11 protein-coding genes and 1 pseudogene are annotated in these 12,609 nt (G+C 67.5%); 3 read left to right on the top strand and 9 right to left on the bottom strand.

The genetic code is table 11. The features are described from left to right. Positions 1–28: 28 nt before the first annotated feature. Positions 29–1,435, top strand: coding sequence for a methylenetetrahydrofolate--tRNA-(uracil(54)-C(5))-methyltransferase (FADH(2)-oxidizing) TrmFO (gene trmFO / locus KX816_09240; GenBank protein QXQ08134.1), 1,407 nt, complete (start codon positions 29–31; stop codon positions 1,433–1,435). A gap of 68 nt (positions 1,436–1,503) precedes the next feature. On the opposite strand, the pseudogene KX816_09235 reads toward trmFO, so the two are convergent. The 3 genes and pseudogenes from KX816_09235 to ettA all read right to left on the bottom strand — a co-directional run bounded on the left by KX816_09235 (position 1,504) and on the right by ettA (position 4,377). After that, positions 1,504–1,803: pseudogene (locus KX816_09235) on the bottom strand (EF-hand domain-containing protein). 255 nt (positions 1,804–2,058) lie between these two features. Beyond that, positions 2,059–2,697 (bottom strand): squalene/phytoene synthase family protein, encoded by a 639-nt coding sequence (locus KX816_09230; GenBank protein QXQ08133.1) that lies wholly within the window; start codon positions 2,695–2,697, stop codon positions 2,059–2,061. Positions 2,698–2,700: 3 nt separating this feature from the next. After that, complete coding sequence (gene ettA, locus KX816_09225) at positions 2,701–4,377, bottom strand: energy-dependent translational throttle protein EttA (protein QXQ08132.1); 1,677 nt, start codon at positions 4,375–4,377, stop codon at positions 2,701–2,703. Between the two features lie 215 nt (positions 4,378–4,592). On the opposite strand from ettA, the gene KX816_09220 reads away from it, so the two are divergent. Beyond that, positions 4,593–4,778 carry a hypothetical protein gene (locus KX816_09220; GenBank protein ID QXQ08131.1) on the top strand — a complete coding sequence of 62 codons (186 nt, stop codon included), beginning with the start codon at positions 4,593–4,595 and terminating at the stop codon, positions 4,776–4,778. Between the two features lie 9 nt (positions 4,779–4,787). Here the strand turns inward: KX816_09220 and cysN are convergent, their stop codons facing one another. The 4 genes from cysN to KX816_09200 all read right to left on the bottom strand — a co-directional run bounded on the left by cysN (position 4,788) and on the right by KX816_09200 (position 9,027). Then, entirely contained in the window at positions 4,788–6,644 is a 1,857-nt protein-coding gene (cysN, locus tag KX816_09215) for a sulfate adenylyltransferase subunit CysN (GenBank protein ID QXQ08130.1), read from the bottom strand. Continuing rightward, positions 6,644–7,543, bottom strand: coding sequence for a sulfate adenylyltransferase subunit CysD (cysD, locus tag KX816_09210; GenBank protein ID QXQ08129.1), 900 nt, complete (start codon positions 7,541–7,543; stop codon positions 6,644–6,646). The genes cysN and cysD overlap by 1 nt, the downstream gene beginning before the upstream one ends. Before the next feature lie 71 nt (positions 7,544–7,614). After that, positions 7,615–8,718, bottom strand: coding sequence for a zinc-binding dehydrogenase (locus tag KX816_09205; protein ID QXQ08128.1), 1,104 nt, complete (start codon positions 8,716–8,718; stop codon positions 7,615–7,617). Positions 8,719–8,727: 9 nt separating this feature from the next. Beyond that, the gene (locus KX816_09200) at positions 8,728–9,027 is read right to left on the bottom strand and encodes a helix-turn-helix domain-containing protein (protein ID QXQ08127.1); all 300 of its coding nucleotides are present in this window, start codon (positions 9,025–9,027) and stop codon (positions 8,728–8,730) included. An 85-nt stretch (positions 9,028–9,112) separates the two neighbouring features. On the opposite strand from KX816_09200, the gene KX816_09195 reads away from it, so the two are divergent. After that, the gene (locus tag KX816_09195) at positions 9,113–10,204 is read left to right on the top strand and encodes an NADH:flavin oxidoreductase/NADH oxidase (GenBank protein QXQ08126.1); all 1,092 of its coding nucleotides are present in this window, start codon (positions 9,113–9,115) and stop codon (positions 10,202–10,204) included. 4 nt (positions 10,205–10,208) lie between these two features. Here KX816_09195 and KX816_09190 read toward each other — a convergent pair whose 3' ends face one another. Together KX816_09190 and KX816_09185 are read right to left on the bottom strand one after the other, a co-directional pair. Beyond that, a complete protein-coding gene (locus KX816_09190) occupies positions 10,209–11,918 on the bottom strand; it encodes an adenylate/guanylate cyclase domain-containing protein (GenBank protein QXQ08125.1) in 1,710 nt (569 codons plus the stop codon). Between the two features lie 268 nt (positions 11,919–12,186). After that, the gene (locus tag KX816_09185) at positions 12,187–12,558 is read right to left on the bottom strand and encodes a response regulator (protein ID QXQ08124.1); all 372 of its coding nucleotides are present in this window, start codon (positions 12,556–12,558) and stop codon (positions 12,187–12,189) included. Between the last annotated feature and the right edge of the window lie 51 nt (positions 12,559–12,609).

Here is a 12,609-nt window from a genome sequence, read left to right as displayed (position 1 = left end):
CGCGATGCCGCGGTGCTAGACACCGGCGATGCAACTTATCCACATCATCGGGGGCGGCCTCGCTGGCTCCGAAGCCGCTTGGCAGTGCGCTCGTGCCGGCGTGCCTGTCGTCCTCCACGAAATGCGCGGCGTCGAAGGCACCGACGCGCATTACACCGACAAACTCGCGGAACTTGTGTGCTCGAACAGCTTCCGCTCCGACGACCCCGAGAACAACGCCGTCGGGCTTCTGCACCGCGAACTCCGCGACCTCGGCTCGCTGATCATGCGCTGCGGCGACGCGGCCCGCGTGCCCGCCGGGTCGGCGCTGGCGGTCGACCGCGACCTGTTTGCCGACGCGGTCACGACAGCCATCGAGGCCGAGCCGCTGATCGAGGTGCGCCGCGAGCGCATCGACGCGCCGCCCGCCGAATGGGCCTCGGTGATCGTCGCGACCGGGCCGCTGACCGCAGCACCGCTCGCCGAGACAATCCGCAGCCTGACTGGCGAGGACGCCCTCGCCTTCTTCGACGCGATCGCACCCGTCGTGCATTTCGACTCGATCGACCTGTCGGTGGCGTGGTTCCAGTCGCGCTGGGACCGTCCGAACGCCGACGGCAGCGAGACCAAGGACTATCTCAACTGCCCGATGAGTCGCGAGCAATACGGCGTCTTCATCCAGGCGCTGCTCGACGGCGCCAAGACCGAGTTCAACGAGTGGGAGGCGACGACCCCCTATTTCGACGGCTGCATGCCGATCGAGCGCATGGCCGAGCTCGGCGTCAACACGCCCCGCTTCGGGCCCATGAAGCCGGTCGGCCTGCGCGATCCGCGTGTCGGCAAGGGGGTCTACGCGGTCATCCAGCTACGGCAGGACAATGCCGCGGGCACATTGTGGAACATCGTCGGCTTCCAGACCAAGCTGAAGCACGCCGAGCAGGTCCGCATCTTCCGTACCATCCCCGGCCTCGAGAATGCCGAGTTCGCGCGTCTGGGCGGGCTGCACCGCAACACGTTCATCAAGTCGCCGGTGCTGCTCGACGAGCGGCTGCGGCTGAAGTCGGAGCCGCGGCTGCGCTTCGCCGGCCAGATCACCGGCTGCGAGGGCTATATCGAAAGCGCTGCGGTCGGTCTGCTGGCGGGGCGGTTTGCCGCTGCCGAGGCACTGGGCGAGACCGCCGAAGTGCCGCCGGCGACGACCGCGATCGGGGCGCTGCTAGGGCACATTACCGGTAACGCGACTGCCGAGACCTATCAGCCGATGAACGTCAACTTCGGCCTGTTCCCGCCGCTGCCCGAGAAGGTCCACAAAAGCGTTCGCAAGGCCGCGATGGTGGCGCGGGCGAAGGCCGACTTCGCGGCGTGGAGCGGAGTGGAAACACCCGCCTTGGCGGTCACATTACCTCCCGTTGCCATTCCAGCAGACGCCGAAACCCAGTTGCATCACGCACTCTGAACTCGGAGCGCTGGGGGCAACTGGGTTCCGGCGTTCGCCCGAACGACAACCCCAGGGGGGGCTGCGACCTACCCCTCCTCGTCCCGAGACGAGACAGCTTCCACCGGCGGGCAGTTTGCCGCCGCCGGCTTGATCCGATGCTTGACCGCGGTGGTCGCGAACTCCGCCGCCGACAGCTTGCCGTCGTGTCCTGCGTCGGCGGTCGCGAACTTGGTGATGACCTTGGCGCTGTACTCGTCGAAGCTGAGCTTGCCGTCATGGTCGAGGTCGAGCTTGGCGAACGCCTTGCGACGCGCGACGAGGTATTCTTCGCGCGTGACCTGGCCGTCGCGGTCCTTGTCGTAGCGGTTGAAGCGCCGCGCCTCTCGGTCCGCTGCGGTAACGGCGCTGACGGGTGCGGCGGCGCCCTAGGTTCGCCCGGCGGGATCGGGCGACCGGCTTCGGCTGGAGCTGCGAAAGCCGCCCCCGGATGCAGCGACGGCCGCATCCAGAGATAGGCGCCCCCGGCAAGCAGCAGGGCCATCACGGCCAGGCCCAGCGAGCGGCGCAGACTTGCAGATACCATCGATGCTCCCCCGATTATTACGACCCCGTACCGGCTTTAGCCGAGGCGGCCGGACTTGTCAGCGACCGATCAGGGCGGCGCGGAGCAGGATCAACTGCCGCGTCGGCGTCGCGCGCGGCTCGGGCGGCAGGCCGTTCGCCGCGCGGCCAAGATCGCGGCGACCGAGTGCGGCGAGACCGGCCAGCGGTCGCAGGTTCGGGCCGACGCGTCCCGGAGCGGACGCAACGCCACCCGGCTCGCCGTTCCGGGCCGCCTCCCCGGCCGCCCATGCCGTCGCCAGGCGCACAGCTGTTACCGTATCGCCGCCAAGCAGCCGCGCCGAAGCCGCTCCCAAAGCCAGTCCTCGCGCCTCGACATGCCGCGCCACGTCACCAGCCGCCAGCGCCAGCCAGGCATCCTCGAAACCGGCGAGTTCGGTACCCATGACCCCGCGGGGCAACGCCTCTGCCGCCAGCACCTGCAGCACCGGCTGAGCCGGTACCTGACCGCGGTCGAGCCCCTCCAGCCGCTCGCGCCACCACGCCAGCCGGATCTGCCCGATCATCGGCTCGGTGGTGGTCGCGATGACCTTGACCAGTTCGAGGTCGAGCGCGTGCACCGCCAGCAGCGCCGCACGCACTCCGGCGGGCGCATACTGCGTCGCCAGCCAGCGGTCGCGGTCGGCGCCCTGGACGAGCGCGGTGACCGCGTCGTCCATCGCCTAGCGGGTCAGCCGCTTGTAGGTCAGCTTGGTCGGGCGGTTGGCGGCGTCGCCCATGCGCGCCAGCTTGTCGGCTTCGTAAGCCTCGAAGTTGCCCTCGAACCATTCGACATGGCTGTCGCCCTCGAACGCCAGGATATGCGTCGCAAGTCGGTCGAGGAAGAAGCGGTCGTGGCTGATAACCACGGCGCAACCGGCGAAGCTTTCGAGCGCCTCCTCGAGCGCGCGCAACGTCTCGACGTCGAGGTCGTTGGTCGGCTCGTCGAGCAGCAGCACGTTGCCGCCCTGCACCAGCATCTTGGCGAGGTGGACGCGGTTGCGTTCGCCGCCCGACAGTTGGCCGACCTTCTTCTGCTGGTCGGCACCCTTGAAGTTGAACGCGCCGACGTAAGCCCGGGTCAGGACCTCGTTCTTGCCGAAGTAGAACTTCTCGTTGCCGCCGGAGATTTCCTCCCAGACGTTCTTATTCGAGTCGAGGTTGTCGCGCGACTGGTCGACATAGCCGAGCTTGACGGTCTCGCCGATGCGGATGGTACCCTCGTCGGGCTTTTCCTGCTCGGTGATCATGCGGAACAGCGTTGTCTTGCCCGCGCCGTTCGGCCCGATGACGCCGACGATACCGCCGGGCGGCAGGCTGAACGACAGGTTCTCGATCAGCAGCTTGTCGCCGAAGCTCTTGCCCAGCGCCTTGGTCTCGATGACCGTCGAGCCGAGGCGCTCCGGGATCTGGATGAGGATCTGCGCGGTGCCGAGGCGACGGTTGGCCTGCTTCTCGACGAGGTCGTCGAACGCCTGGATGCGCGCCTTGGACTTGGTCTGGCGGGCCTTCGGGCTGGAGCGGATCCACGACAATTCGTCGCGAATGGCGCGCTCGCGGCTCTCGTCCTCGCGGCTTTCCTGGCTCATGCGCTTGGCCTTGGCCTCGAGCCATGCCGAATAATTGCCCTCGAACGGGATGCCCTTGCCGCGGTCGAGCTCGAGGACCCACTTGACGACGTTGTCGAGGAAGTAGCGGTCGTGGGTCACGAGGATGACCATGCCGGCATAGTCCTGCAGGTGCTTCTCAAGCCACGAGACGCTCTCGGCATCGAGGTGGTTGGTCGGCTCGTCGAGGAGCAGGATCTCGGGCTTCTCGAGCAGCAGCTTGCACAAAGCGACGCGGCGCTTCTCACCGCCCGACAAATTGGCGACCGAGCTTTCCGGCGGCGGCGTGCGCAGTGCTTCCATGGCGATCTCGAGCTGGTTATCCAGCGTCCAGCCGTCGACCGCGTCGATCTTCTCCTGCAGCGTGCCCATCTCGGCCATCAGCGCGTCGAAATCGGTGGTGTCGGTCGGCTCGCCCATCTCGGCGGCGATGGCGTTGAAGCGCTCGATCATGTCATGGGCCCCACGGACACCGTCCATGACGTTGCCGCGGACGTCCTTGGAATTGTCGAGCTGCGGCTCCTGGCTCAGATAGCCGACGCGGATGCCCTCTGCCGCCCAGGCCTCGCCCTGGTACTCCTTGTCGATGCCGGCGATGACCTTCATCAGCGTCGACTTGCCGGCGCCGTTGGGCCCGATGATGGCAATCTTGGCACCGGGCAGGAAGCTCAGCGTAATGTCCTTGAACACCGGCTTCATACCGGGATAGGCCTTGGACAGGCCCTTCATGACAAAGGCGTATTGATAGGCCACGGGATGCGGGCTTTCGGCTAAGGGATGGCGGGGTCGCGCGGGTCTTAGCCGATGGCGCGGCTTGGTTCAAATGCGCTGCAACGGATGCGATCCGCATTACAATTTTAGTTAACTGTGCGTAAACGTACGGAACATCCTAAGAGGTCGGCGGTTAGCAGCGTAGACCGTAAGGATGGGCAGTCCTGAAATTCTCTGCAGCGTAAGGCCTGATTGTTTTGAGTTTGCCGATGTATCCGGAGTCCGATCACAAGACGGAAGATACGCTTGGCGATTTCGACGCGCTGTTTGGCCAACTCGATAAAGCAAGCGACGCCGTAGTGGTCAACGGCGGCTACGCAGAATTGATGGCGCGCATTGCTTCAGCTGACTATCGTCGCCGCTGCGTCGATCGCCGGAACTAGCGACCCCTCTCAGGCGAGCAGCCGGACGATGATCTGGTCCGCCGCGTCCTCGGCCGACAGGTTAGTCGTGTCGATCCTCAACTCCGGGTTCTCGGGTGCCTCGTAAGGCGAGTCGATTCCGGTGAAGTTGCTGAGCTGCCCGGCCCGAGCCTTCTTGTAGAGCCCTTTCACGTCGCGGCGCTCCGCCTCCGCGAGCGGTGTGTCGACATGAACCTCGACGAACTCACCTTCCTCGATCATTGCCCGGACCATATTACGCTCGGCGCGGAAGGGCGAGATGAACGCGGTGATGACGATCAACCCGGCATCGGTCATCAACTTTGCGACCTCGCCGACACGTCGAATATTTTCGACCCGGTCTGCGTCGGTGAAGCCCAAGTCGCGGTTGAGGCCGTGGCGGACGTTGTCGCCGTCGAGCAGGAAGCTGTGCCGCCCGAGCGCGAACAGGCGCTGCTCGACGAGGTTGGCGATCGTCGACTTGCCTGCGCCCGACAGGCCGGTCAGCCAGACCACCGCAGCGCGCTGGCCCTTCTGCGCGGCATGGTCGGCGCGGGTGACGTCGGTGGGAGCCCAATGGATGTTCTGCGACCGGCGGAGCGCGAAGTTGAGCATGCCCGCAGCGACCGTCGCGTTGCTGGCGCGGTCGATCAGGATAAAGCCGCCAAGCGTCCGGCTCTCGGTGAACGGCGCAAAGACGATGGCGCGGTCGAGCGTCAGGTTGGCGACGCCGATGCCGTTCAGGTCGAGGGTCTTCGTCGCCAGCTGTTCCAGCGTATCGACGTTGACCCGGTACTTCGGCTCGGCGATCGTCGCCGACACGGTCTGGGTGCCGAGCTTGAGCCAATAGGCACGGCCCGGCAGCAGCGGCGTTTCACCCATCCAGACGAGTGTAGCCTCGAATTGGTCGGCGACCTCGAGCGGCGCATTTGCGGCGACGATGACATCACCCCGCGAGCAATCGACCTCGTCGGCCAGTGTCAGCGTTACCGACCGACCTGCCTCGGCGACGTCGAGATCGCCGTCCATGGTTACGATTCGCGCGACCTTGGTGGTGCGCCCCGAAGGCAGGATGCGGACCGGGTCGCCGGGATGGACGGTGCCGCGCGCCAGCGTTCCCGCAAAGCCGCGGAAGTCGAGGTTGGGGCGGTTGACCCACTGCACCGGCAGCGCGAACGGAGCGGACACATCGTCGGGGCCGGTGACGACAACGGTCTCGAGGTGGTCGAGCAGGGTCGGGCCGACGTACCACGGGGCCTCCGGGGCGGCTGTGGCGACATTGCCGCCGCTTAGCCCTGACAACGGGATTGCGGTCACGGCAGCGACGCCGACGCTCGCCGCAAACTGGCGGTATTCGGACACGATGGCGTCAAATACGGCTTGGTCCCAGCCGATCAGGTCCATCTTGTTCACCGCCAGCACGACGTGGCGGATGCCAAGCAGCGCGACGAGGTAGCTGTGCCGCCGGGTCTGGGTCAGCACGCCCTTGCGCGCGTCGATGAGGACGACCGCGAGGTCCGCGGTCGAAGCGCCGGTCGCCATGTTGCGGGTGTATTGCTCGTGGCCCGGTGTGTCGGCGACGATGAAGCTACGGCGCGGGGTTGCGAAATAGCGATAGGCAACGTCGATGGTGATGCCCTGCTCGCGCTCGGCCGAAAGTCCATCGACGAGCAAGGCGAAGTCGAGCGCCGCGCCTTGCGTACCGTGGCGGCGGGAGTCGGCGACCAGTGCCTCCATCTGGTCGTCGGCGACGGCGTGGGTGTCGTGCAGCAGGCGGCCGATCAGCGTCGACTTGCCGTCGTCGACGGAGCCACAGGTGATGAAGCGTAGCAGGCTGGTCGCCTGGGTCGTCGAGGTCTTCGGGCCCATCAGAAGTACCCCGCCTGCTTCTTCTGCTCCATCGAGGCGCCGGCATCGCTGTCGATGGCGCGGCCCTGTCGCTCCGAGGTCGTCGAGGCGCGCATTTCGGCGATGATCTCGGGCAACGTCGCGGCGTCGCTCTCGACCGCGCCGCTCAGCGGATAGCAGCCGAGCGTGCGGAACCTGACGGTGCGCTCCATCGGCACTTCGCCGGGTTTGAGCCGCATGCGGTCGTCGTCGACCATGATCAGCAGTCCGTCGCGCTCGACCACCGGGCGCGGCGCGGCGAAGTATAGCGGCACGACCTCGATGCCCTCGCGCTCGATGTATTGCCAGACGTCGAGCTCGGTCCAGTTGGACAGCGGGAAGACGCGGATCGATTCCCCCGGATGCAGGCGGGCGTTATACAGCTGCCAAAGTTCCGGGCGCTGCTGCTTCGGATCCCAGCGGTGGGTCGCCGAGCGGAACGAGAACACCCGCTCCTTGGCCCGCGACTTCTCCTCGTCGCGGCGGGCGCCGCCGAAGGCAGCGTCGTAGCCACCGGCCTCGAGCGCCTGCCGCAGGCCCTCGGTTTTCCACAACTCCGTGTGCAAGGCGCCGTGGTCGAAAGGGTTGATACCCCGCGCCACGGCGTCGGGGTTCTTGTGGACGATCAGCTCCATGCCGGCGGCGGCCGCCGCACGTTCACGGAGTTCGTACATCGCCTTGAACTTCCAGGTCGTGTCGACGTGGAGCAGCGGGAACGGCGGCGGCGCGGGGAAGAACGCCTTGCGGGCAAGATGCAGCATGACCGCAGAATCCTTGCCGATCGAGTAGAGCATCACCGGGCGCGCCGCCTCGGCAACGACCTCGCGCATGATGAAGATCGCTTCGGCTTCGAGCCGGTCGAGGTGGCTGGTTTCGTGCATCGCGCTCCCGATATGCGATCTCGGCCGGAAATTACGTGAAAGTTTTTAGTCGGGGTCGCGAAGTTTGGGCCTCAGGGTCGCATCACCTGCCGTATCGCGCTGCCGTCGGCGAGGCGATCGAGCAGCGTGTTGATGTCGCTCATCGGACTGACCGAGGTCAGCAGACGCTCGACCGGGAGTCGCCCTGCGCACCACAAGGCGATGTAGCGCGGGATATCGCGGGACGGAATCGACGAGCCCATGTAGCTGCCCATCAGGGTCTTGCCCTCCGCGACGAGCGACACCGCTGGGATCGACAGCATCTCGCTCGGGTTGGGCAGGCCGACTGTCACGACCCGCCCGCCACGCCGCGCCATGGCGTAGGCTTCCGCAAGCACCACCGCTTTGCCGACGGTCTCGACGACGACGTCGGCCTTGGCGAGGCTGGCCGTGTCGGCGGGCGCGACGGCTGCGGCGGCCCCCAGTTCGAGGGCCAGCGCGCGTTTCTCGGGCGAGGGATCGACCGCTGTGACTGGGACCGCGCCGCAGGCCAGCGCGCCGAGCAAAGCCGCCAGACCGACGCCGCCGAGGCCGTAGATCAGGACACTTTCGCCGGGCCGGACCTGCGCCGTGTTGAACACCGCGCCGACCCCGGTGAGGACCGCGCAGCCGAACAGCGCGGCGATCTCCGAGGGGATGTCGCGGTCGATGCGGACCGCCGAGCGCCGGTCGACGACGGCATGGGTGGCGAACGCCGAGACACCGAGGTGGTGGTGGACACCGCTGCCCGAAGCACTGAGCCGGCTGCCGCCGTGGAGGAGCTCGCCCTTGCCGTTCGCTGCGGCACCGTTAGGGCAGAGATAGCCTTCCCCAGCGGCGCAGGCCGGGCAGTGGCCGCAGGCGGGGAGGAAGACGAGCACGACCTGGTCGCCGGGGGCGAAGCCGGGGTCGGCGGGATCGCCGGTCGCGACGACGGTGGCGGCGGCTTCATGGCCGAGCGCCATCGGGAGGGGGCGTGGGCGGTCGCCGTTGATGACCGAGAGGTCGGAGTGGCAAAGGCCGGCAGCATCGATGCGGACCAGCAGTTCGCCGGGGCGTGGCGCGGCGAGGTCGAGGGTCGCCAGCCGGAGGGGGAGCGAGGAGGAATAGGGTCGCGCTGCATCGCGGGTTTCGAGGACGGCTGCCGTGATTTCCATGCCGGCCTGCTAACCGGCAACGAGGACTGCGTCGAGGAGGCCGGGGAATTTCCTGCCAACATCATCGATACGAAGATCGTTCATGTGGGTGGGGCCGTCGGTGCGGGTGCGGACCAAGCCAGCGTCGCGCAACACCCTGAAATGATGGGACATTGTTGACTTTGGGCGGCCGCCGTCGAGGGCTGAGCAGGTGGCCTCGCCGAGGCGGGCGAGCGTGCGGACGACTTCCAGGCGAACCGGGTCGCTGAGCGCGTAGAGGACCTGGCAGAGCGCCACTTCCTCGATCGCCGGATGGGTGATGGTTCTCATGCCGTCGTGATAGCAGGCCTTGCGTAAGGTTTCAATGTTCGATAATACTCGAACTAACGAATATCCGAGCCCCTGGAGACCTGCCTTGCCTGCCCTGTTTACCCCCTACACGCTGAAAGGCGTCACGCTGCGCAACCGCATCGTGGTCTCGCCGATGTGCCAATATTCCGCCGACGAGGGCCTGATCAACGACTGGCATCACGTCCACCTGACCAGCCTGGCGCGCGGCGGTGCGGCCCTCGTCATCGCCGAAGCCTCCGCGGTTTCGCCCGAGGGCCGGATCACGCCCGGCGACGCGGGCATCTGGACCGATGCGCAGGCCGAGCGCTGGAGCCACACCGTCGCCTCGATCAAGGCTGCCGGCGCGGTCCCGGGCATCCAGATCGCCCACGCCGGCCGCAAGGCGAGCGCCAATCGCCCGTGGGAAGGCGACGACCACATGGCCGACAGCGACCCGCGTGGCTGGCCGATCATCGCGCCGTCGGCGATTGCCTTCGGTGGCACCCTGCCCAAGGTTCCCGCCGCTATGACGCTGGCCGACATCGAGCGGGTCAAGGCCGACTTCGTCGCGGCGGCCAAGCGCGCGCTGTCGGCAGGCTTCGAGTGGCTAGAGCTCCACTTCGCCCACGGCTACCTCGCGCAGAGCTTCTTCTCGACCTGGTCCAACAAGCGGGACGACCAATATGGCGGTGGCATCGACGGTCGCGGCCGCTTCCTGCTCGAGACCCTCGCCGCGGTCCGCGAGGTCTGGCCCGACCATCTGCCGCTGACCGCACGCTTCGGCGTCACCGAGTTCGACGGCTCCGACGACCTGGAAGAAGGCATCGAGATGGTCCGCCGCTTCAAGGCGACCGGCCTCGACCTGATCGACGTTAGCATGGGCTTCTCGACCGCGACCGCGCAGATCCCCTGGGGCCCGTCGTTCATGGGTCCGATCGCCCAGCGCGTCCGCGACGAGGCCGGGCTTCCGGCGACGACGAGCTGGTTCGTCAGCGACGCAGCGCAGGCCGAAGCGCTGATCGTCGAGGGCAAGACCGACCTCGTGTCGCTCGGCCGCCCACTGCTCGCCAATCCGCACTGGCCGTATCATGCCGCGCTGGCGCTGGGTGTCGACAAGGCGGCGTGGACCCTGCCCGCCCCCTATGCGCACTGGCTCGAGCGCTACCGGGTCGCCTGAGGCCTCAGGCGCGCGACAGCCGGTACATCGGGAAGGTGCCGTAGGCCTTGGCCAGCGGCACCTTCCCGACATAGTGGCACGGGAAGCGGCCGGGCGCGTCCATCGCCAGCGCGGCGGCGAAGCTTTCGGTGACATAAACCTGCCCCGGCGGCGTCACCGGCTCGATGCGGGCGGTGCGCGACACCTCGACGCCGTAATAGGTCGGGTTGCCGGTGACCGGGTCATCGGTCTCGAACACCGCGCCGTAATGGGCACCGATGCGCAGCGTGAAGCGCTCGCCGATCCGGGCCAGCGCCTCCTGCAGCGACAGCACGATCTCGGCGGCGACCGCGCTGCCGTCGATCACCGCGAAGATCGCGTCGCCCCAGCTGTTGCGCGAGCGGACGCACTCGCCGTGGTGGTCGAGGACGCGCGACGCGGTGCCCATGACATCGCGCCAGAACTCAGGAATCTCGGTTTCGTGCAGCTTCGAGAAGCCCGGTGCGTCGGCGAAGATCAGCGCCATCACGGCGCGGATCGGGCCCTCGTATTCGCTTGGGGCAAGCGGCGTCGCAAGCTTGCGGTCGAGACCCTCGGGGGTCAGCACGATCGTCCGGCCCTCCGATTTCCGCCAGCATTCGATGTCGACCGCGGTACCCGCGACCCAGCGCGCAGGCGCGCCGTCCCAGACCGCGAGCAGCGCCGATTTTCCGCGCAGGTGATCGGCCCGCAGCCGCGCCAGTCCCATCGAGATCTTGCTGCCGTGGTTGAGGGCACGCGGGTCGCCGATGTCGCCGACCTCCGAGACGATGTGGACCGAGGCCGCCGCCGCCATGCAGGCATCGAAGCGGGCGCGCCACGTCGGGCCGCCGGGGTCGACCGACAGCGCGATGAAGTCGGCATCCGCGAAGGGCAGCACGACATTGAGTTCGCCGCCGCGGAGCAGCAGGCGCTCGGCGAACAGGATGTCGGTGCCGCAGGCGAGTGCGCCGAAGCCGATGCCGATGTCGTGTTCCTCCAGCGCCGCGTCGATCCTCGCCGCCAGTATGTCTTCGGCCTCGGTGCCGGCGACGAACATGTGGCCGCAATAGAATACGGTGACCGGCGGACACAGCAGGTCGCGAACCGCGCGACTGGCATCGAGCCCGGCATCGCGCGCCAGCAGTTCGAACTGGCGCAATGTCGTCGCGCGGGCACCGAGGTTGGCCCCCGGCAGGACCAGCGCGCGCGCCATTTCGCGCTCGGCGTCGGCATCACGGCGCAGCAGCAGCAGTGCCTCCGCCCGGCTCGCGCCGCTCCAGAAGTCGCCGACGGCACTGTCGTCGGCAAGCAGCGCCTCGGCACGGCGGCGCGCGCCGAGGACATCGCCCGCAAGCAAAGCCAGGCTGGCGGCGTTGATGGCCGGAAAGACGCCGCCGTTCTCGTCGTGGATCCTGGCATAGGCGGCGCTGGCGGACGCGAATGCCGCGAGCCGGGCGTCGCCGGCCAGGGCCTCCGCGACGTTCTTGGCGAGACGGGCGCCGAGTGCCCTTGTGTCTTCGTCGGTCGCGCGGTCGAGGCCGTATTCGGCATAGCGCTCCATCGCCGACCGGATGTCGCCCATCCTCGCGAGGCTGAGGACGATGAGATAGGGTGCCTCCGCTGCGCCGTCGGCGAGCGCGCCCCGCGCATAATCGTAGGTCGCGATGAGATCGCCGCGCGCCAAGGCCGCGCGTGCCCGGTCGAGATCGCTCATTGCAGCGTGGGTTGCACGGGAAGGGCTCGCCCGGGCATCAACTGGTTCTACGGCCTGGCGCACTGCAGCCAATTCTCAGCCTATCCATGTCCGGGTCCTGCCGATCGTGGGCGAACGTCCCGGTCCGGAACACAGGCAGATACAGTCGCACCGCGCGTATATGGTCCAATATTATCGGGCGTGCCACCGCGCATTCACCGTCGTCGTGGCAACGAATGGCGCCCGGCCATCTGCGACGCCCGATCTTTTGCGACGATTTTCGCAGCGGTCAGACGGCGAGGCCGGCGATCACTCGCAACAGCGTGGGGCCGTGGAAAGGCTTGGCGATGAAACTCGTGCGCTCGGGCAGATCGCTTACGCCCGGTGACAGGTTACCCGACATGACCAGCAGGTGCGTCGGCGGCCAGCGGTTCCGAATCAGGTGCGCCAACCGCAATCCGTCGAGGCTTCCCGGCATCTGGATGTCGGTGATCACGATCCTGATTTCGGAGCGGGACTCGAGCAAGGCAATCGCCTCGTCGGCGTCCCCGGCATCCAGCACTGCGAAGCCCGCTTCCTCGAGCATGTCGATCAGTTCGAAGCGGATCAGCACCTCATCCTCGACGACGAGGATCGTGGTTCGTGGCAGGGCCGGGGCCACGGCGAGCTAGCCGCACGCCGACAGGGCGGACGCGTCTTCGAGACCCGCGCG

This window comes from Sphingosinicellaceae bacterium, assembly GCA_019285715.1.
Taxonomy (GTDB): domain Bacteria; phylum Pseudomonadota; class Alphaproteobacteria; order Sphingomonadales; family Sphingomonadaceae; genus Glacieibacterium.
Note: the sequence above shows the minus strand (reverse complement) of the source record. Positions and strands in the feature narration are given on the sequence as shown.